Genomic DNA, 19636 nt, shown 5'->3' on the forward strand with positions numbered 1-19636 from the left:
TAGGGTGGATAAGCCGTCAGGCGTATCCACCGCATGCTCTGACAGGCTTTTTGTGCCGCGCCGGCGTAACGCGATCTCGACCTGCGGGCATCTTCGTCTTTGGTTTGCAGTCATGCCTTATTCCCCGGACCACATCGCGGTATGAAATGCTTCCTCGATCAGACGCACTTTGATTTGTTCGCCTTCGATCACCGGATTGGGCAAGGTATGGCTGCCGTTGATGTAAATCGCGCCATAGGTGTGTTCGCGCGGGGAGATTTGCAGCTTATCCAGCAGGTATTTTTGCAACACCGCATTGTCTTTTTCCGGGTTATCGGTCAGCTTGCGCCAGACGATCAAGGTCGGGATTTTCGACGAATTGTCGCCCGGCACTTTCAACGTATAGCCTTCGATCAGGCGAAACCAATAACGCGGTTCATCGTGGTCGTGATGCTTGGTGGATGCGGCTCGCGCCTTATCCACCCTACCATTGTCATCCATCGTGGACGTAGGGTGGATAAGGCGCGAGCCGCATCCACCGGATTCTCCGGCATCCAAGGCCACCGGCTTCAGCCGCGTACAGCGCAAGCGGGTGTTTTGATCTTGCGGCAAGTCGGGATCGGTTTCTCGCGCGAATTCCGCCGAAAACGTTTGCGGCGCGGCCATGTGCCGCACCCACAAGCCGATCAGCCAGTTAAAGGTTTCGACCAGATCAATGGTTTGCAAGTTTTGCTCGCCGCTGCCCGGCTTCTTGATCCGCATTCGGTAAGCGGTCGGGTCGCGAAAATCGGCGATGTTCAACAGGCTTTGGCTGCCTTGAGTTTCCACGTCCAAGAAATAATTGAGCAAATAATCGCGGCGCAACTCGGGATTGTTCGCCAAGGCCGTATCGCGGGCGGCATCCTCTTTGAAAACCAGGTTGTTCAACACGTCTTCGTAGCTTTCCAGGCGCAGGTACTTGAAGCAGTGGCTGATGCCTTGTCGGGAAACAGGTTTGCCGTCTTTCCAGTCTTTTGAGTAGACTACTTTTTGGATGCGGGGGTTGAGTACAGTGTCGAAATGATCGCCTTGCTCAACAAGAAGGTATTTGCGATTACCGTTATCTTCACGGTTGAGATTAATTATTGCGTGGGCAGTTGTCCCGGAACCAGCAAAAAAGTCAAAGACACTAGCCGTCTTCGAAGTCGTAATATGCAGTAATTTTTGAATGAGTCGGGTCGGTTTTTGCGTAGAAAACGTGCCTTCTCTGGAAAAAAGATCGCTACCTTCCTTTAAGCCTTCTTGCGAATGCCCAGAGGAATGATGATCCCACCATGTCCATGGGACCATGCCTTCCATTTCATTCAAAAACCGTTTTACTGCAGGACGGCCGGAACCGTCTTTTCCGAAAATAATACGTTTATCTTCTTTTAACTTTTCGTAGTTTTCTTGCGTAACCATCCAGCAACGTCCCGGCGGCGGTGTAAGCTTTCGACCATCTGGCGTTTCTATTTCATACATTTGGTTAGGACGGAAACCAGGCGCCGTAAAATTATCTGCCTTCCAAGATCCACGAGAATCATTATCCGGATTAGAAAACTGTTTGATTTGGTCATTTCCTAAGGGCAATAGATTACGCTTTGCCTTGAATTCAAAAGGATCAGTTGCGTAAACCAATATATATTCATGTGCATCGCTAATTGCTTTGCGAATATCTGGAGAATATCGCTTTTGCCATATCAGGTCGGCTATTTTGCAAGCATCTCCATATAACGACGATAATAACAGGGATAAATTAACCACTTCGTTATCGTCAATAGAAACGGAAATGCTGCTATCATCGGCTTGCAAGGATTTTGCTAAAGCTAATCGGTTATGGATATTCGATAACCAACTCGAATGCTGGTAACTATCTTTATAGGCAAATCCATCTCCGCCCGTGTTATACGGTGGATCGATATAAATGCACTTCACCTGCTTCCGATATTTCTCCTGCATCAACCCCAACGCCTGAAAATTCTCGGAATGGATCAGCGCGCCGTCGCATTGCGCGTCCAAATCGGGAATTTTGGCCAGCAACCGCTGTTTGAAACCTTCGTCGAATAACGCGGTATCGACCAGCAGAAATGGATTGGCTTTGAGAAGCTCCAGTGTGAGCGGATTGCTGTAGCCGGGGCGCGCCGGATCCGCGGCAATTTCGTCGATAGCAAACAACTTTACCCATTCCTCGCGCTGCCGGCCGTTGGCGGCAATTTCGGCATAAAAGCTTTCCGGTATGCGGTCCAGGGTGATGCAATAATGGCTTTCGGTGACGAATTTTTTTTTCAACCAAAGCTTCTTTTGGAATTCTTCGAGTTGCGCCAGGAACGCAATCAGTTGCTGGGCAATCCGGCGCAACACGCGTATTTTGGCCAGGTAGTGTTCGACTTGCGGCGCGTCGGCGTTCTCGATGTCGTCGAGGCGCATGATTTCATTCTTGATGTAAAAATCCAGCTCGCGGCACAGAAAGCCGCCGAGATCTTTATGAATGAAGTAATCCATGGTGTTGCGCGCAGCGTATTTTTGTAGGTATTTGCCCAACAGGGTGCGTTTGCCCTTGCTATCGGTCGGCGCGGGCAACGTCAGTCCTTTGAGAAAATCCGCCGCTGCCGGTTGGTTTTGCAATGCCTTGACGATGGCGGCTTCCGCTTCTCGCAGCCGGGTTTCCTGCCATTTATTGTCCTGGCCGGTTTTTTCGGCGTCGGGACGGTATTCGAAGTTGATTTGTAGGGTGGATAAGCCGTTAGGCGCATCCGCCATGGGCGCGTCGGTATCGATGGATGCGCTACACTGGTCCACCCTACGTTCGCCGTCGATGAATTCAACCGGCCTCGCGGCGTGGATCAAGAAAAAGCGTTTCTGCTCGCTGGCGGCTTTGATGTTGCCGTGCTCGCCTTCGCTCGCCTCGACGATGCGGAAGTGGACCTTCAGCGGTAGCTGACCGCCGTGGTCGGCAAAGGCTTCCAAGCCCTGGCCTTTGGCTTTTTGCGCTTCCTGGCGGATCGCTTCGTTAAGGTCGAAACTGTAGTTGGTCAGGTATTCGCTGCTCTTGATGTAATACTGGTCCTTGTTCGCCCAGTGCAGGTAAACCTCGCGCCCGTCATAAGGCACAGCATAAGGCGCGGCGCGGCTGTCGCTTTCGCGGGCGTAATAACGGCGCGACATGAAGTCACCGTTGTCGTAATAGCGCTCGAAAAAACGGTAGAGATGGTCGTAGACTTCGCTTTCGGCATTGCCGCCGTCCTTGGCCTGTTCATAAAGCGCTTTGGCTTCTTTGACGCCGTCTGTTTCTTCCGGGTTAGGCGCGCCGAATCTGTTGGCTTGTTCAGGCGCCGCTTCATAGTTTGCCCTGGCTTCCGCAATCCGGTTTTCATCGGCTTCGCCGAAAGCATCCTGAATGACTTTGAGCAAGTCGTTTTCCAGAAAGTGCGTAACCTGCACGCTCTTGGCGTGCATGATTTTGTAAAAGCCAAAATCCAGTTCCGGCTGGTCGAGTTGGAACAACTCTTTCAGCAGATTGATCAGGCGGATACGGTATTTTTCGGTGTTGCTCATTAGAATTTTTTAGAAAATTGAAGTTTTAGCCCTATTCAAGCCTGTCTTGAGCTTTCCGCTCAATCGACAAGCTTACTTTGCTGCGTTGTTAGTTTGTTTTATTAATGCCATCCTTAGAAGCTGTCCTGCAAAACATCACAAGCATTTTGCAAGGGTTAATTCGATCATGGCAATCCGTACCCCGTTTTCAGCGGTGGCGATGAGGACTTCAAAATTCTTGGCTAAGGATTTGGCCGATATTAACTTCCTGGTATGGGTGGTAGACCTGCCAGGTTTTAAAAACCTGGCAGGTCTTTGGCCGGGAAGTGATTTGGAGCTAAATCCTAAGCACCGAAACAGTCCAAGCCAGGCAAAAGTCCGCTCCACCACCCAACGTTTAGGCAACACGGCAAAGCCATCTTTGATTTTCACGGAAATGCAGCGTCATCTGTAGATGAACATGTAACAGATTACCCAGGGTATCGACCACGATATGGCGTTTGCGTCCCTTCACCTTTTTGCCGCCGTCGATGCCGTGTTCCTCGCTGTCATACTGGGTTTTCGCGCTTTGAGAGTCGATAATCCCGTAACTGGGGCCGGGTTGACGCTGTTTTTTTCGATGCATCCTGTTCAATTGATCCAGCGCTGCTTCCCAAACACCGCTTTTACTCCACTGCAAGCAATACGCCTTTGGACAACGGCGATTTTAAGGCGAACAAAGCGGCTTCAATCTGATGCGGATTCAGATCAACGCTGGCATCGAATAGGGATTGTGATAGCCGGCCTATCCCGTTGGGCGCATGCTGCCGTGTAAGCTCATGCGCGAAATATTTCGCATGGAATGCTGTGATCACTTGCAAGAATTAACTATCTCGGAACATTTCATCGCAACCCTTTCAGGAAATATGCTTTGAACACGCACAGCGGCAAAACTCGCCGTTTGATAGTGTCTAAATGTTTCAGGAAAATTTTACGATGGCGGAGTAACGAATCCCGTAGGCAAAGGCGAAACAATAGGCTGAAAGGCAATGTATTCTAATTGCTTGCCGGTACGGTCTAAAAAACGCTACTCAGCCAGGCTTTCTTTGATCCTCCTGACGCGCATCGGTAACCTGACTGTCTCTTTAACCCGCTAGGCGCGAAGATAAACGGTTTTTCCTGCAGCGCCCGGCCTAACGAAAATTTGAAGCGAACAATAGGCAATTCATATTGAGAAGTCAACTTTTTGCAAACGGCAACAGGGCAATCGCGCCATGTTGAAACTTCCGCCGGACCGAGCGGGATGGGATTTATCGCCCCGTTCGTCTGTTTGAAAATTCTCCGCAAACACCAAATCATCTTTCCTGTCCATCCCGCTTTAAACGTTACGGACGGGATATAGCCCGTCCGGCCCGGTCCGGCGTTTGGACCGCTGCGCCACAACGCGAATCTTCGGAAAATAAGACATAGCGCGATTGCCCTGCAAACAGCAACAGTTGCGTTTACCGGCAATTCCGATACACTCACTCCATTTACCACTCTTTCCCGAACGTTTGATTATGCGCGATTCCAATCCCAGAACCGTTTACCTCAAAGACTACACCGTACCGGAATATCTGATTCATAACGTCGATCTGAGCTTCACGCTGGACGAGAAAAACACCCGCGTCGTATCGAGGCTGACGATGTGCCGGAATCCGGCCAGCCGGTCGAGCGATACCTCGCTGACTCTGACCGGCGAAAATCTGAAATTGGTCCGGGTGGTGTTGAACGAAGACAGCGAACTGGGCGACAAGGACTATCTGCAAACGCCGGATTCGCTGATCATCCACGAAGTGCCGCAGCAGCGCAGTTTCGTGCTGACGATCGAAAACACGATCGACCCGAAAGCCAATACCGCGCTCGAAGGCCTGTATCTGTCCAACGGAATGCTGTGCACGCAGTGCGAGGCGGAAGGGTTCCGCAAAATCACCTATTTTCTGGACCGCCCGGATGTGATGGCCACGTTCACGACCACGATCGTCGGCGACAAGGACCGCTTTCCGGTGCTGCTGTCGAACGGCAACAGGGTCGGCGGTGGCGACCTGCCGGACAACCGGCACTGGGTTTCCTGGAAGGACCCGTTCAAGAAGCCCTGCTACCTGTTCGCGCTGGTCGCGGGCCGGCTCGAATGCGTCGAGGACCGTTTCACGACGATGTCCGGCCGCGACATCGCGCTGCAGATCTTCGTCGAGAAACACGACCTGGACAAATGCGATCATGCGATGCAGTCGCTGAAGCATGCGATGGCCTGGGACGAGCAGGTCTATGGCCGCGAATACGATCTGGACCTGTACATGATCGTCGCGGTCGGCCATTTCAACATGGGCGCGATGGAAAACAAGGGGCTGAACATTTTCAATACCAAGTTCGTGCTGGCCCGCCCCGATACCGCGACCGACGCGGACTATGAAAATATCGAAGGGGTAATCGGGCATGAATATTTCCATAACTGGACCGGCAACCGGATCACCTGCCGCGACTGGTTCCAGCTCAGCCTGAAGGAAGGCTTCACGGTGTTCCGCGACCAGGAATTCACCGGCGACCGCACATCCCGAGCGGTCAAACGCATCGAGGACGTGAACATGCTGCGCACCCGTCAGTTCGCCGAAGACGCGGGTCCCCTGGCGCATCCGATCCGGCCCGACGCCTACATCGAGATCAACAACTTTTACACGCTGACCGTCTATGAAAAAGGCGCCGAAGTCGTGCGGATGCTGCACACGCTGCTCGGCGCGGCAGGCTTCCGGAAAGGCAGCGACCTGTATTTCGAACGCCACGACGGCCAGGCGGTCACCTGCGACGATTTCGTCAGCGCGATGGAAACCGCGAACGGGGTCGATCTCAGCCAGTTCCGCCGCTGGTATGCGCAGGCGGGCACGCCGGTGGTCGGCGTCGCGCAGCATTTCGATGCCGCGCAAAAGACGCTTTCGCTGACGCTTTCCCAGCATTGCCCGCCGACGCCGGGGCAAACCGCCAAGGAACCGCTGCATATTCCGGTCGTCACCGGACTGATCAACCGAGACGGCTCCCCGGCGCTTTGCCGTCTCGGAGAAAACGAGGCAGCAGCCGAGCAGGTCGTCCTGGAATTGACCCAGGCGAAGCAGGCCTTCGTATTTTCAGGGCTGGAGGAAGAACCGGTCGTTTCGCTGCTGCGCGGTTTTTCCGCGCCGGTCAAACCGGCTTTGAACCGGCCGCCCGAGGAACTGGCGTTCCTGCTGAGCCACGACCCGGACACCTTCAACCGCTGGGATGCCGGCCAGCAGTTGGCGGTGCAGGTGATGTCGGGATTGATCGCCGATTATCGGAACGGCGCGAAATTGGCCGTTAATCCGCTGTTGATCGACGCCTACCGCAAAGTGCTGGAACAATCGTGGGACGATTTGTCCTATTTTTCGCTGCTGATGACGCTGCCTTCGGAGCTGTACCTGACCGAGCAGATGCGCGTGGTCGACGTCGAGGCGATTCATCATGCCCGGGAGGCGGTCGCCAGGGCGCTGGCGGAACAGCTGCGCGAACCGCTCGAAACGCTCTATCTGCGCTACCACCGCGACGAGTCCGGCCGCTTCGATGCCGGCGCGATCGGCCGCCGCCGCATCAAGAATACCTGCCTCAGCTATCTCGCGCAGCTCGACGCGGACTGGGCTCGGCACTGGTCACTGCAGCAGTTCAACACCGCCAAGAACATGACCGACCAGCTCGCCGCACTGACCGTGATCGTGAATCATCCGCATCCGGCCCGGCAGCAATGCCTGGACGGCTTTTACCGTCAATGGCGGCACGAAGCGCTGGTCATCGACAAATGGTTTGCGGCCCAGGCGATGAGCCCGATGCCGGGCACTTACGAAAGGGTGCTCGGCCTGCTCGGCCATCCGGCCTTCGACATCAGGAATCCGAATCGGGTCCGCTCATTGATCGGAGCGTTTTCGCAGTCGAATCCGCTGCATTTCCATGCCGCCGACGGCCAGGGTTACCGCTTTCTGGCCGACCGGATTATCGAATTGAACGGCTTGAATCCGCAAGTCGCCTCAAGGATGGTCGGCGCCCTGACTTCATGGCGGCGCTATGACGAAAACCGCCAGAACCGGATGAAAGCGGAGCTGGAACGAATCGTCTCGACTGAGGTGATTTCGAAAGATGTTTATGAATTGGCGGCAAAGAGTCTGGCCTGACCGCCCTCCTCCCGAAACCGGTCAAGAAAAGGCGGGAGCTCCCCGCCTTTTCTATCGCGCCAGCCATATCCTGCATCCACGGCGGGAGATACGCGTTTTTCGATAAGAAACCCCGCAGTTATCCTTTGAAAATCAATTACCTCACTCCGGACGATAGATATTCAAGCTATCCATTGAGTACCCTTTTATTACCCTTTTTGAGTCGTTTACAAGATTCTGCCAGCCCAATAAACTAACCCCGCTGGCGAAAATTAAAGGAAAATTCTGCGTTGATGACTTCGAGCAAGCAAGCTCATATACCAATAAGGAAGAAGTTCGGAAAACGTAACGCGACGGAGCGATATATCCCTCCCCCCGGCGCCGCAAGACCGATTATTCTGACCGAGACGGATCTCAGGCAAAAAAGCAGTCCAGAATATAGGATCATCTGACAGGGTGACCAAGTCATGGTGGAAACCCTCAGCGCACGGCGGTATCCGAAAAAAGGGGTAGATCGCGGCGGACATAGGACTACAGGCTGCCAATAACGCGACCGCCAGCTTATTTTTTTGCGGCTGAAACCGGACGGACCTGGTTTCGGCTTTCGCACAAAATGCTGATGCTCCCGAAAATCAACGTAACTAAGGAAGTTTTCGATGAAATATGTAGCCATCATAGAACCCACCAATAAAGGCTTTTCAGCTTATAGCCCGGATATCCCCGGATACATCGCAAAAGGCGTCACGGAAGAAAGCGCCAAAGACGCTCTGAAAGAAGCCATCTCCTACCATATCGAGAAACTGAGGGAAGTAGGCCTCGATATTCCCAGAAGCTATTGCAGGGCGGAAACCATTGATATTGCCACCTGACCCTTTTTGCCGGCCACGACAAACTCCCCGGCAACTTTCCGGAAATCGGCAAGGAAGAGGCGTAGCGATTCGCACTGCGGCATAGAGTCAAACGGTGGCTGACGCTTAAAGCCATTGCCGCCCTGGTTCGAAAGTTCGTCTCACAAGGCAAGCAAACGATGAAAGGAGTTACAGGGGCGTGCCGCTGACTTACCGATGCGAATTGTTTTTTACTCTCCCCAGAGCGATCCGCAACGGTATTCAGTCACTCCTACAGGCAATTGGCCAGTAAGATGGCACGTTTCGGGGCCGGCAAACCTTCTACCGTCAATTCGGGCGCGTTCGGATCGAGAAAGTCCGGCAGCGAGTGAAACGGCATCCATTCGGTGCTGCGCTGTTCTTCAACGCCGGTAGGCGTCACGTCAACCGTGCGGATATTGCCGAAGCGGCAGCGCCTGAGCCAACTCTCCAGCGTCGCAAGGCTGGGGATGAACCAGACGTTGCGCATGTTCGCATAACGGTCTTCCGGCATCAGCGTCTCTCCCAGCCGGCCGTCGATAATCAACGTTTCGAGCACCAGCTCGCCTCCGGGCCTCAAGCAATCCCGCAGTTCGAGCAAATGATCGATCGGTGACCGCCGATGATACAGCACACCCATCGAAAATACCGTATCGAAGGCTTTCAGCCCCGCCGGCAACGCTTCGAGCCCGAAAGGCAGCACATCCACCGGCGCAGGCCCGTAGAGCGATTTGACCAGCCGGAACTGGATCACATTCAGCAGCAGAGGATCGATTCCGACGACCGCTTTTGCGCCTGCCCCGAGCATCCGCCAGCAGTGATAGCCGCTGCCGCAGCCGACATCCAGCACCAGCCGGTGCGCGAGGGGGGCAATATGGTCCTTGAGCCGGTTCCATTTCCAGTCCGACCGCCATTCGGTATCGATCCGGATGCCGTAAAGCTCGTAAGGCCCTTTGCGCCAGGGGATCAGTTCGCGCAGTATTCCCAACAGTAGCTCCCTATCCGTTTCGGCGATATCTTCGGCGCAGCCGATCCGCACGGTATCTTCGGTCAGGCAGCGCTGCGAAGGCGGCAACACGGGCAAACGGTCCAGCAGCGCCAGCCAATGCGGCAGTGAGCCGTGCCGGGCAGGATCCAACGCGGCAGCGATTTGCGCAGGCAGGCTGTCCGCCCACTCCCCCGCCCCGGCTTCCCTGAGCGCGGCGTATAAATCCTGATGGCCGTTCATTTCAAAGCGAGGATCGAAGCGAAATTGAAATATTGGAACCAGACTTCCGCGCTGGCGAATCCGGCTTCGAGCAGACGGCTTTGATGCGTCTTGAACGTCTCCGGAATCAGCACGTTCTCCAGCGCGCTGCGTTTCTGGCTGATCTCGAGTTCGCTGTAACCCTGCGCCCGTTTGAAAGCATGATGCATTTCGGTCTGGAGCTCCTGCTGCCGTGGATCGTCGAAGCACAGTTTTTCGGAAAGAATCAACAATCCGCCCGGCAGAAGTCCCTCCTGGATTTTTCGAAGGAAAGGCCGGCGGTCTTCGGGCGGAATGAATTGCAGCGTAAAATTCAGCACCACGACCGACGCGTTTTCGATCGCGATGTCGCGAATGTCCGCGCAGCGGATTTCGACATTCGCATGGGGCACCTCTTTTTGTAGGCGTTCGCGAAAACGCGAAACCATCGCTGCCGAATTATCGACCGCCACGATCCGGCAATGAGGCGCTTCGATCTGTTGCAGCATGCTGAAAGTCGCGGCCCCCAGCGAACAGCCCAGATCGTAACAAACGCTGTCCGGGCGGGCGAAACGGCCGGCCAGCAGCCCGATCGCCGCGATGATCGCCTGATAGCCCGGCACGGAGCGCCCTATCATGTCGAGGAAAACCTCGGCGACTTTGTCGTCGAATTTAAACGCTTCGATCGCCCCTATAGGACGGGCATAAATAGAATCTTTGGACTGAGTCACTGGAAAAAAGAGTCAATGCGGGCCGCCGATAGAGGCAATGTCTTCGGCAGCAAGGGATCGACCGATCCGGAATCACATCAATGTCGTGTCGAGATGGCCGAATTTGACGGCAAGACGGGTCAACTCCACGTCGTTTTTGATCTTGAGCTTTTCATAAACCCGGTAGCGGTAGGTATTTACCGTCTTGCTGCTGATCGACAGCATTTCGGCCATTTCCTGTATCGTTTTGCCCTGCAGGATCAGCGTCACGATTTCGGCCTCTCGCTGGGACAATTTGCCGAACGGCGACTGGTGGTTGTCGAGCAGATTTTGAAAAGCCAGATTATTCGCCACATCGCTGCACAGATAGCGCTTGCCCTCGATCGCCTTACGGATTGCGCAGATCATCTCTTCCGCCGAAGAAGATTTGGAAATGAAGCCCAATACGCCCAGCTTCAATAACTGTTGCGGGATCGGGCCGTCGTTATATGCCGACAGGCCGATGATTTTGATGGCCGGATTCTGCCGCAGAATGCGCCGGCTCGCTTCCACGCCGCCGATGCCCGGCATGCTGACGTCCATCAGTATCACGTCGGGAGCCATTTCGCCTACCATGGCCACAGCCTGCTCGCCGGAGTCGGCAACCGCCACGACTTGAATTTCATTATCCGAATTCAGCAGTGCCTGAATGCCTGTTCTTACCAATTGATGATCATCAACGAGGAGCACACTAATCATAATCAATTATTTTTAATCTTATAATCAGTCAATCAGCATTGTCGTGGACCGGTAAAGCCGGCAATACATTCCATGAGGCCGCCATTATAACGGCTACGGCCATGTTTGTCTGTATCTTAAGGAATGGCTAAATAACCCTAAGACAATCAAAATGATTTTACCGGCGGCACAGCGGCCGATTTTTACAGTGCTTGTATATCGAAGCCCGCTCATTCATCATAGCCTTCATTGAGGTAGATTTTCGAGTCGGAATACCCCATCCCTCTCGAACTTTTCATTTAACCGTGTTACTAAACTAAAAAGGAGAAAATGATGACAACCGAAATCGCATCCAGAATAGCGGCGTCCCTGATTCCGGCCTTTTTGCTGATCGGAGCGGGCGGGCCGGCGTTGGCGAAAGAAAATGCGGATATCCAGAGAACGGTTTTATTGCAGCAACAGGTGACATTGCCCAGCCCCAACGTGAACGGGAGAGTGATTCGGGTCAATTTTCCGGTAGGGTTCAAAACGCCGCGCCACACGCACGAGGGACAGGGACCGCGATACGTGGTCAAAGGCACGCTGCAAGTAGTGGAAGGCGACAAAACAGGCATTTATTCGGCCGGTGAAGTCTTCTGGGAAACCGGCCAATCGATGACCGTGGAAAACATCGGCGGCGAACCGGCCGAATTGATCATTTTCGAAATGGGAAAAGGTCATTGAGATGGGCCGCCGGCTGAGCCTGCTGCTGTTATTGTTGTATTGGGCCCAGGCTTCGGCAAAGCCGCCGACGCCCCTGCTCTGGGAGGTCAGCGACGAAGACAATAGCATTTATTTGCTCGGCTCGTTCCACATGCTGAAGGCGGAAGATTATCCGCTGGCCGATCCGGTCAATAAAGCATTCGACGAAGCCGGCAAGGTCTACTTCGAAGTGTCCCCGGACGAACTAAACGACGTTGCACGGGTTCAATCGCTGATGAAGACCGGCATGATCGCCGGGGACGGAACGCTCGAACAGAGCCTGCATCCTGAAACCTGGCAACGGCTGCAAAGCTACTGCGAAGCGAACGGTTTGCCGCTCGACACGTTCCGGACGATGAAGCCCTGGCTGGCCGCCTTGACGATAGCAAGCCTGGAAACCGTGAAAGCCGGCTATCTGCCCGATCTTGGATTGGACAGGCATTACATGGAAATGGCCGCGATCGCCCACAAGGAAACGGCCGGACTGGAAAGCCTGAGCCAGCAATTCAGTGTTTTCGATCGTATGGAAGCCAAGGAACAGGAATTGTTCTTGAACCAGACGCTAAAAGATATGCGGGACCCGCGGCAATTGCACGAACTGCATCGGCACTGGCGCAACGGGGATGCGGACGGCCTGCTGCAGTTGCTGCGCCAGGATACGGTGAATGAAATCCCCGAATTTTACCGCCGCCTGAACAGCGAAAGAAACCGCGCCTGGCTGCCGCAAATTGCCGCCTTCCTGAAGGAGAACCGGGAAGGCAGCGCTTTGGTCGTGGTCGGCAGCCTGCATTTACTGGGCGCCGAGGGGCTGATCGAATTGTTGAGGCGGCAGGGATTCCGCACGGTCCAGGTGCAGTAAAAGAGGATCAATGCTGCGTGCCGGTATCGGCGCGATAAATCGATAACTTGTCGGCCAGCAATTTTTGCACGTCGATCCGGTCGAAATGGTATTGTTTGTTGCAGAATTCACAGCCGACTTCGACCGCGCCTTTCTCTGCGAGGAGATGCGCAAGTTCCTGCTGCCCGAGCGTACGTAGCGCGTATTCGATTTTTTGCTTCGAACAGGTGCATTCGAACCGTACCGGTTCCGCATCGAAGAGCCGGACTTTTTCTTCATGAAACAGGCGGCGCAGCAGAGATTCGCAGTCGAGACTCAGCATCTCCGGAGCAGTCAGCGTATCGGCCAGCATCACGATACGCTCCCAATCGGTTTTGAAATCCTTGTGTTCGGGCAATTCCTGTAGCAGCAAGCCCGCCGCGACCTGTTCGTTCGCGAACAGCCAGAGCCGGGTGTCGAGCTGTTCGGACTGAACGAAATAAGTCTGCAAGGCAGCAGCCAGATTGGCGCCTTTCAGCGGCACGATGCCCTGATAAGGGTCGGCGTTGTCCGGCCGGATCGTCAACACCAGCCGGCCCTCCCCGAACATCGATTCGAGGTGCCCACTTTGCACTTCGCCGGCATGCCGGACCAGTCCTCTGATCTTGCGATCGTGCGTCGCTTGCGCAACCAAGGTCCTGAACGCGCCGTCGCCCTGCGCCTGCATGATCACGGAGCCTTCGAACTTGATCGTGGCCGACAGCAGCACCGCCGCCGCCAGCGCCTGACCCAGCGTTTCCTGCACGACCGCATTGCCGTGCTGATTGAGTTTTGCGTTTTGCCAGCTGTCCGATAATCGGACCCATTCGCCGCGCACTCCGCACTCTTCGAAAATGAATCGGCGTAAAATGTCTTCTTCCATTGGTCTTTCCGGATAAGTGAACGCCCTAATTATAACCGGCAACCGATAGCATCCGACTTTCCAATCGTTACCGGAGGTACCGATCATGCTTTTCTCCTCGAAAAAATTGACTATTCCAGCCCCTTCCGAGGCGCTGCCCGGCAATCCCGAACCGATGCGCGTGACCAATCGGCACTTCGTGAACGGCCATCCGATTCTGCCGCCGTTTCCGGATCGTCTCAAGCTGGCGTTATTCGGTCTCGGCTGTTTTTGGGGAGCCGAACGCCGTTTCTGGACCCTTCCGCCTATTTTCAGCACGGCAGTCGGCTATAGCGGCGGTTATACGGTAAACCCGACCTACGAGCAGGTCTGCACCGGCATGACCGGACACAGTGAGGTGGTTCGTGTGGTTTACGATCCGGAATTGACGCCTTACCGCGAACTATTAAAGGTGTTCTGGGAATCACACAATCCGACACAAGGAATGCGCCAGGGCAATGATCTCGGCACGCAGTACCGGTCGGGGATCTATACCTACGATCAGGCACAATTTGAAGAAGCCGTTGCATCCCGAGAGGCTTTTCAGAAACGATTGACCGGATCGGGATTCGGAAAAATCACCACCGAGATTCTGCCGGCCGGTGAATTTTACTATGCGGAGGATTACCACCAGCAGTATCTTGCCAAAAATCCGGGCGGCTATTGCGGACTCGGCGGCTTGGGGGTGTGTTACGAAAGCGGATGAGCGGGCAAAAAAAAGGCGGTTTGGAAACCGCCTCAAAACTATTTAGGAAGATTTTAACGCAACTTTCAGCTCAAGGGCTCTGAGGAGCCTGAAAAGTTAGATTGATGATAGCAACAGCTTGGGCAAATAAAAATGTGGCAAATTGTCGCAGGGCAACAAAGAGTGCAAAAAAGAGACAATCTGTTGCATTTCCTGTTCGCTTTTGCGGATAGGACCCGCAGCGGGGTAAAAAAAAGGCGGTATTTCAACCGCCTCAAGACTATTAGGAAGATTTCAACGCAACTTTCAGCTCAAGAACTCGGAAGAGCCTCAAAAGTTAGGTTAATCATAGCAATAGAAAAAACAATTTAAAATGTGGCAAATTGTCACACCATCACAACGATTACCAAAAAAGCGACAAAAACAGACCCTGCCTCCTTTCTGTCTTACCATAAGGCTGCATAAAATGCAAAAAGATTCAACAGGGTCTTTCATTGAAAAGATTCGGTAAAAATTTGGAACCTTTTTGCTCAAAATGAGCTTCGGAATCGGGTTCGATCATCATAGCAACAGAATGAAAAAGCGCCTCGTGCGACATATTGCCGCAGTGCGTGATGCCCGGTAAATTAGCGACAATAACTCCGCAAGCCGGATAGTTCTTTTTTTCGATTATTAAAAATGCTTACTCACGTTACGCCCAAATCGGAATTCAACGCCAGACAAAACCTGAAATGGCTGTTCATTCTCAGAAACATGCTGATCGTCGCCGCATCGCTGCTGCTGATCATCTCGGTCTACGGCTTGAACATCAAGCTGCCCGAGGGACAACTCTGGATGGTAATCGTGTCGATCATCTCGGTCAACGTATACACCTCGATGCGCCTGCAGACCGACGATCCGGTGTCGGAACTCGAAATCTTCTCGCAGTTGGCGATCGACGTGCTCGCGATCGCGGCATTCATGTACCTGACCGGGGGCGCCTCGAATCCGATCATCTGGGTGTTCCTGTTGCCGTTGATCGTGACCGCGATCATGCTGCCCCAGTCCTATGCCTGGTACATGGTCGCGCTAACCACCACGATGTACACGATTCTGATCGCACACAATATTCCCCTGCCCTCGATCGAACCGCACATGCCGGACCCCGCGCGGCTGCAACCGGACGACATGGCGCATTATTCGATGCTGCTGAACGCGTACGCGGCCAGCGACAGGTATTATTACGACCTGCACATGTTCGGGATGTGGTTCGGATTCGTATTCAGCGCGGGACTGGTCGCGTTTTTCGTAGTCGAGCTCGCGAAAACCTTGAAGACTCAAGAACGCAGTCTGGCGATCGCGCGCGAAAACGCGCTGCGGGACGAACGCGTGATCGCCCTCGGCACGCTGGCGGCCAGCGCGGCGCACGATATGGGCACCCCATTGGGCACGATCGCGATCGTCGCGCATGAACTTAGGCAGGAATATCCTCTGCACCGTTTTCCCGATCTGCATGAAAAGATCGATATCGTGCAGCAGCAGGTGGACCGCTGTAAAAAGGCACTGTCGGTGATGTCCGCATCGGCCGGCGAGATCCGCGCCGAATCGGGCAGCGTGATGCGGGTCACCGCCTACCTCGATAGCGTGATCAATCTTTGGCGTACCCAGAAGTCGACCGCGAAACTGAATCTTTTCATCGATCCGGACAATGTGGACGAAGCCGAGATCATCGCGGAACGAACGCTCACCCATGCCCTGATCAACATCCTGAACAACGCAGCCGAAGCTTCCGGAGACAATCGCAAAGGCATCGAATTCCATGCGGCCTGGGACCTCGGACTGATGCATATCAAGATTCGCGATTATGGCCCCGGCTTCCCGCCGGAAATGGTCGGGACCGCAGGCAGACAACCGCTGATCAGTAAAAAGCACGGATTGGGAGTCGGGCTGTTCCTGACCTATTCGGCCATCCACCGGCTCGGCGGCACCATCCATCTTTATAACACGCAGCCACACGGCGCCTGCGTCGACATCGCGCTGCCGCTCCTGCATGCCGAACCCAACGAAGAGAAGGCTACCGACAATGGATAAACCGAGATTATTGCTGGTTGACGACGATGAAACCTACTGCCGGGTTTTGAAGTCCGCGCTCGAAAAAAGGAACTATGAAGTGCTGGTCGCCAACGACGTGCAGAGCGGCATGGCGCTCGCGGAACAAAACCTGCCCGAATACGCGGTGATCGATTTACGGATCGGCCATGAATCCGGCCTGGAACTGGTCAAAAAACTGATTTCGCTCGATGCCAATACCGCCTGCGTGATGCTGACCGGTTTTGCGAGCATCGCCACCGCGGTCGAAGCAATCAAACTCGGCGCGGTCCATTATCTGACCAAACCCGCCAACGCCGACGAAATTCTGGCCGCCCTGCACAAGAACGAAGGCGACACAACCGTTTCGATCAGCGAAAACCCTTTGTCGGTCAAGCGCCTGGAATGGGAACATCTGCAAAAAATTCTGATGCAGCATGAGGGCAATATCTCCGCTGCGGCCAGAGCCTTGAACATGCATCGGCGTACGTTGCAACGCAAGCTGGAAAAGCGGCCGGTCAGGGAGTGAGCGCACATCGGCAAAAATTTATTTCCGCCTGACTGGAATTTTTAAATGAGAATTGTTATCATTAATTATCGTTTCCAGACAGGAGATCGTTTCATGTACGTATGTGTCTGCAAGGCAGTCACCGATACGCAAATCCAGAAAGCCATCGATAGCGGCCTGTGTACGCGCCGGCAGCTTTTCGACTGCCTCGGCGTCGGCGGCGAGTGCGGAAAATGCAGTAAACAGGTCAAGGAATTGCTTGACGCAAACAAGCAAAATCAATTTATAATGCACCCGGTATCGAATCAACCTGTTTATAATGCCTGTTGAAGGCCGGGAGCATCTATGAAGGGCGATAAAAAGGTCATTGAATTGCTGAATAAAGCATTGACGAACGAGCTGACTGCGATCAATCAATACTTTTTGCACGCCCGGATGTTCAAAAACTGGGGCTTCCATAAGCTGAACGAAAAAGAATACCGCGAATCGATCGACGAGATGAAGCATGCCGATGCGCTGATCGAGCGGATTCTGTTTCTGGAAGGCCTGCCCAATCTGCAGAACCTGGACAAACTGCTGATCGGCGAAAACCCGAAAGAAATGCTCGAATGCGATCTAAAGCTCGAACAGGCTGCGATTCCGCTCCTGAGAGAAGCGATCGCCTATTGCGAATCGACTCAGGATTATGTTTCGCGCGACCTTTTCGAAGATATTCTCGAAAGCGAGGAAGAACATCTCGACTGGCTCGAAACCCAACTTGAGCTGATCGGGAAAATCGGCATTCAGAATTATCTGCAATCTCAAATCTGATTTTCCAGCCTTCTCTCCGCCCCTTTCTTTCTGCGGATCAACCGCTTATTCCCCGCTTCGAAAATGACAGCCTAGCCCGAACGGTCGCTGCCGGGCTATAATGATTCGTTTTTGTCCCGGATTTACGATCCGGCTTACAGCGAGGAAAAAATGTCTCAAATCGTGGTTTGCGCCCTGTACAAATTCGTGGCGCTGGAAAACTATCGCCAGCTCAGGCAGCCTTTGCTCCGGATCATGGAAGAGCATGGCGTCAGGGGAACCCTGCTTCTGGCTTCGGAAGGGATCAACGGCACGATCGCCGGATCGCGCGAAGGGATCGACAAGGTGCTGGCCTGGCTCCGCACCGATCCCAGACTCGCGAATATCGAGTACAAGGAGTCCCATGCCGATCGCCCGCCTTTCAATCGAACCAAAATCAAACTGAAAAAAGAAATCGTCACGATGGGCGTCGAAGGCATCGACCCCCGGCGCGTCGTCGGCACTTACGTGAAACCCGCCGATTGGAACCGGCTGATCTCTGATCCGGAAGTGATCCTGATCGACACCCGCAACGACTACGAATACCGGGTCGGCACGTTCAAAAACGCGGTCAACCCGAAAACCGAAAGCTTCCGCGAGTTTCCGCAATTCGTCAAGGACCATCTCGACCCCGCTAGGCATAAAAAAGTCGCGATGTTCTGCACCGGCGGGATCCGCTGCGAAAAATCGACCGCTTATTTGAAAGAGCAAGGCTTCGAAGAAGTCTACCATCTGCAGGGCGGCATCCTGAAATATCTGGAAGCAGTGCCAGCCGAAAACACACTCTGGCAGGGCGAATGTTTCGTTTTCGACGAGCGGATTACGGTCGATCATGCCTTGCAGAAAGGGCAATACGATCAATGCCACGGCTGCCGATTGCCGATCACTGAATCGGACAAGGCCGATCCCCGCTATCGGGCTGGCGTTAGCTGCCCGCATTGCTACGATAAACTGACCGAGGAGCAGAAAAAACGCTTCAGCGAACGCGAAAAACAGATCCGGCTCGCCAAGCAACGCGGCGAAGCCCATATCGGCTCTGACGCCGCCAAAAGCTTGGCCGCAAAGCGAACAGCAAAACAACAGCGCCGCCAGCGGCAAGGCGGCCCGAAACCCATCGAGGTTCACGATGACCGATAATTTTGCGATGATCGGCAAAAAAGCGCCGTTATTGGCCGTTTCGGAGTGGATACAGGGTGAGCCCGTCAATTTCGACCAACTCCGGGACCGCGTGGTGCTGGTCGAAGTATTCCAGGTCAATTGCCCCGGCTGTTTTTTGTACGCCTTGCCGGAAGCGGTCGAACTGCACCGGAAATACGCCGGTAACGGCTTGACCGTGCTCGGCATCGCGACCGCGTTCGAGGATTTCGATAAAAATACGCTGGAAAACCTGCGCGCATTAGCCGAGCGCAACGAGGTCATCGGCGAAACGTTTAAAGCATTGAGCCGGCATGGCGCGCTTGACCAAGGCCGCTTGCCCTACCGCATTCCCTTCCCGCTGGCGATGGACCGGCTGACCGAACGTCAGGGCGAAATTTCCGAAACCGAGATTCTGGATTTCATTCACGGCCGGCTGCCCGATTTCGACCGCCAGCCGGATCACTACCGGCAGCAGGTTGTCGACCAGGTACGAAGCTATCTGGAACCGCAGCACTACCGCGCGGAGACTTTCGAACGTTTTCGATTGAAAGGCACTCCGTCGCAGATACTGGTCGACAGGCAAGGCATACTGCGCGCCTGCGAATTCGGGGCCTTCCCCGATTTGGAAAACCGCCTGCTCGAACTGCTGCGGGAATAAATTGTCGGACCGGCACAGCTCGTTCCATTACCGCCGT

General features: G+C 54.2%; 20 protein-coding genes. 13 read left to right on the top strand and 7 right to left on the bottom strand.

The window, feature by feature from the left end; translation table 11 throughout:
- Window positions 1-117: 117 nt before the first annotated feature.
- On the bottom strand, window positions 118-2964 hold the full coding sequence (locus tag CC94_RS0100960) for a site-specific DNA-methyltransferase (RefSeq protein WP_245619685.1): 2847 nt from the start codon (window positions 2962-2964) through the stop codon (window positions 118-120).
- On the opposite strand from CC94_RS0100960, the gene CC94_RS24460 reads away from it, so the two are divergent.
- Complete coding sequence (locus tag CC94_RS24460) at window positions 2944-3555, top strand: hypothetical protein (protein WP_245619686.1); 612 nt, start codon at window positions 2944-2946, stop codon at window positions 3553-3555. The genes CC94_RS0100960 and CC94_RS24460 overlap by 21 nt on opposite strands.
- 43 nt (window positions 3556-3598) lie before the next feature.
- Window positions 3599-3985, top strand: coding sequence for a Rossmann-fold NAD(P)-binding domain-containing protein (locus CC94_RS25380; RefSeq protein ID WP_157203343.1), 387 nt, complete (start codon window positions 3599-3601; stop codon window positions 3983-3985).
- Here the strand turns inward: CC94_RS25380 and CC94_RS24465 are convergent.
- Both CC94_RS24465 and CC94_RS0100970 read right to left on the bottom strand, forming a co-directional pair.
- Complete coding sequence (locus CC94_RS24465; protein WP_051911346.1) at window positions 3929-4156, bottom strand: transposase; 228 nt, start codon at window positions 4154-4156, stop codon at window positions 3929-3931. The genes CC94_RS25380 and CC94_RS24465 overlap by 57 nt on opposite strands.
- 40 nt (window positions 4157-4196) lie before the next feature.
- Window positions 4197-4391 (bottom strand): hypothetical protein, encoded by a 195-nt coding sequence (locus CC94_RS0100970; RefSeq protein WP_031429521.1) that lies wholly within the window; start codon window positions 4389-4391, stop codon window positions 4197-4199.
- A gap of 678 nt (window positions 4392-5069) precedes the next feature.
- Here CC94_RS0100970 and pepN point away from each other — a divergent pair.
- The gene (gene pepN / locus CC94_RS0100975) at window positions 5070-7721 is read left to right on the top strand and encodes an aminopeptidase N (RefSeq protein ID WP_005373171.1); all 2652 of its coding nucleotides are present in this window, start codon (window positions 5070-5072) and stop codon (window positions 7719-7721) included.
- A gap of 635 nt (window positions 7722-8356) precedes the next feature.
- Window positions 8357-8569 carry a type II toxin-antitoxin system HicB family antitoxin gene (locus tag CC94_RS0100980; RefSeq protein ID WP_005373173.1) on the top strand — a complete coding sequence of 71 codons (213 nt, stop codon included), beginning with the start codon at window positions 8357-8359 and terminating at the stop codon, window positions 8567-8569.
- A gap of 250 nt (window positions 8570-8819) precedes the next feature.
- Here CC94_RS0100980 and cmoB read toward each other — a convergent pair whose 3' ends face one another.
- The 3 genes from cmoB to CC94_RS0100995 form a co-directional block, all read right to left on the bottom strand.
- Window positions 8820-9794 (bottom strand): tRNA 5-methoxyuridine(34)/uridine 5-oxyacetic acid(34) synthase CmoB, encoded by a 975-nt coding sequence (gene cmoB / locus CC94_RS0100985; protein WP_005373175.1) that lies wholly within the window; start codon window positions 9792-9794, stop codon window positions 8820-8822.
- On the bottom strand, window positions 9791-10522 hold the full coding sequence (gene cmoA, locus CC94_RS0100990) for a carboxy-S-adenosyl-L-methionine synthase CmoA (protein WP_005373177.1): 732 nt from the start codon (window positions 10520-10522) through the stop codon (window positions 9791-9793). The genes cmoB and cmoA overlap by 4 nt, the downstream gene beginning before the upstream one ends.
- Window positions 10523-10594: 72 nt before the next feature.
- Window positions 10595-11239, bottom strand: coding sequence for a response regulator (locus CC94_RS0100995; RefSeq protein WP_005373179.1), 645 nt, complete (start codon window positions 11237-11239; stop codon window positions 10595-10597).
- 312 nt (window positions 11240-11551) lie between these two features.
- On the opposite strand from CC94_RS0100995, the gene CC94_RS0101000 reads away from it, so the two are divergent.
- The gene (locus CC94_RS0101000) at window positions 11552-11941 is read left to right on the top strand and encodes a cupin domain-containing protein (RefSeq protein ID WP_005373181.1); all 390 of its coding nucleotides are present in this window, start codon (window positions 11552-11554) and stop codon (window positions 11939-11941) included.
- 1 nt (window position 11942) lies between these two features.
- The gene (locus CC94_RS0101005; RefSeq protein WP_005373183.1) at window positions 11943-12818 is read left to right on the top strand and encodes a TraB/GumN family protein; all 876 of its coding nucleotides are present in this window, start codon (window positions 11943-11945) and stop codon (window positions 12816-12818) included.
- A gap of 7 nt (window positions 12819-12825) precedes the next feature.
- On the opposite strand, the gene hslO is transcribed toward CC94_RS0101005, so the two are convergent.
- Entirely contained in the window at window positions 12826-13698 is an 873-nt protein-coding gene (gene hslO, locus CC94_RS0101010) for an Hsp33 family molecular chaperone HslO (protein ID WP_005373184.1), read from the bottom strand.
- Window positions 13699-13783: 85 nt separating this feature from the next.
- Here hslO and msrA point away from each other — a divergent pair, with 85 nt between their 5' ends.
- From msrA to CC94_RS0101045, 7 genes are all read left to right on the top strand, one after another.
- The gene (msrA, locus tag CC94_RS0101015) at window positions 13784-14422 is read left to right on the top strand and encodes a peptide-methionine (S)-S-oxide reductase MsrA (protein ID WP_005373185.1); all 639 of its coding nucleotides are present in this window, start codon (window positions 13784-13786) and stop codon (window positions 14420-14422) included.
- A gap of 657 nt (window positions 14423-15079) precedes the next feature.
- Complete coding sequence (locus CC94_RS0101020) at window positions 15080-16471, top strand: ATP-binding protein (RefSeq protein ID WP_005373186.1); 1392 nt, start codon at window positions 15080-15082, stop codon at window positions 16469-16471.
- Window positions 16464-16997, top strand: coding sequence for a response regulator transcription factor (locus CC94_RS0101025; protein ID WP_005373187.1), 534 nt, complete (start codon window positions 16464-16466; stop codon window positions 16995-16997). The genes CC94_RS0101020 and CC94_RS0101025 overlap by 8 nt, the downstream gene beginning before the upstream one ends.
- 45 nt (window positions 16998-17042) lie before the next feature.
- Window positions 17043-17306, top strand: coding sequence for a (2Fe-2S)-binding protein (locus CC94_RS0101030; RefSeq protein WP_245549377.1), 264 nt, complete (start codon window positions 17043-17045; stop codon window positions 17304-17306).
- 15 nt (window positions 17307-17321) lie between these two features.
- The gene (gene bfr, locus CC94_RS0101035; protein WP_005373189.1) at window positions 17322-17786 is read left to right on the top strand and encodes a bacterioferritin; all 465 of its coding nucleotides are present in this window, start codon (window positions 17322-17324) and stop codon (window positions 17784-17786) included.
- Between the two features lie 150 nt (window positions 17787-17936).
- On the top strand, window positions 17937-18941 hold the full coding sequence (gene trhO, locus CC94_RS0101040; protein WP_005373190.1) for an oxygen-dependent tRNA uridine(34) hydroxylase TrhO: 1005 nt from the start codon (window positions 17937-17939) through the stop codon (window positions 18939-18941).
- Window positions 18931-19599 (top strand): peroxiredoxin family protein, encoded by a 669-nt coding sequence (locus tag CC94_RS0101045; protein ID WP_005373191.1) that lies wholly within the window; start codon window positions 18931-18933, stop codon window positions 19597-19599. Before trhO ends, CC94_RS0101045 begins: the two co-directional genes overlap by 11 nt.
- Window positions 19600-19636: the final 37 nt, after the last annotated feature.

It is taken from the genome of Methylomicrobium agile (genome assembly GCF_000733855.1).
In the GTDB taxonomy this organism is placed as follows: Bacteria; Pseudomonadota; Gammaproteobacteria; order Methylococcales; family Methylomonadaceae; genus Methylomicrobium; species Methylomicrobium agile.

Bases quoted from the DNA above. Each gene is read 5' to 3' on its own strand.
- CC94_RS24465 (WP_051911346.1), bottom strand. From the start codon at position 4,156: ATGCATCGAAAAAAACAGCGTCAACCCGGCCCCAGTTACGGGATTATC.
- pepN (WP_005373171.1), top strand. From the start codon at position 5,070: ATGCGCGATTCCAATCCCAGAACCGTTTACCTCAAAGACTACACCGTA.
- CC94_RS0100980 (WP_005373173.1), top strand. From the start codon at position 8,357: ATGAAATATGTAGCCATCATAGAACCCACCAATAAAGGCTTTTCAGCT.
- cmoB (WP_005373175.1), bottom strand. From the start codon at position 9,794: ATGAACGGCCATCAGGATTTATACGCCGCGCTCAGGGAAGCCGGGGCG.
- CC94_RS0100995 (WP_005373179.1), bottom strand. From the start codon at position 11,239: ATGATTAGTGTGCTCCTCGTTGATGATCATCAATTGGTAAGAACAGGC.
- CC94_RS0101000 (WP_005373181.1), top strand. From the start codon at position 11,552: ATGACAACCGAAATCGCATCCAGAATAGCGGCGTCCCTGATTCCGGCC.
- CC94_RS0101005 (WP_005373183.1), top strand. From the start codon at position 11,943: ATGGGCCGCCGGCTGAGCCTGCTGCTGTTATTGTTGTATTGGGCCCAG.
- hslO (WP_005373184.1), bottom strand. From the start codon at position 13,698: ATGGAAGAAGACATTTTACGCCGATTCATTTTCGAAGAGTGCGGAGTG.
- msrA (WP_005373185.1), top strand. From the start codon at position 13,784: ATGCTTTTCTCCTCGAAAAAATTGACTATTCCAGCCCCTTCCGAGGCG.
- CC94_RS0101020 (WP_005373186.1), top strand. From the start codon at position 15,080: ATGCTTACTCACGTTACGCCCAAATCGGAATTCAACGCCAGACAAAAC.
- CC94_RS0101025 (WP_005373187.1), top strand. From the start codon at position 16,464: ATGGATAAACCGAGATTATTGCTGGTTGACGACGATGAAACCTACTGC.
- CC94_RS0101030 (WP_245549377.1), top strand. From the start codon at position 17,043: ATGAGAATTGTTATCATTAATTATCGTTTCCAGACAGGAGATCGTTTC.
- bfr (WP_005373189.1), top strand. From the start codon at position 17,322: ATGAAGGGCGATAAAAAGGTCATTGAATTGCTGAATAAAGCATTGACG.
- trhO (WP_005373190.1), top strand. From the start codon at position 17,937: ATGTCTCAAATCGTGGTTTGCGCCCTGTACAAATTCGTGGCGCTGGAA.
- CC94_RS0101045 (WP_005373191.1), top strand. From the start codon at position 18,931: ATGACCGATAATTTTGCGATGATCGGCAAAAAAGCGCCGTTATTGGCC.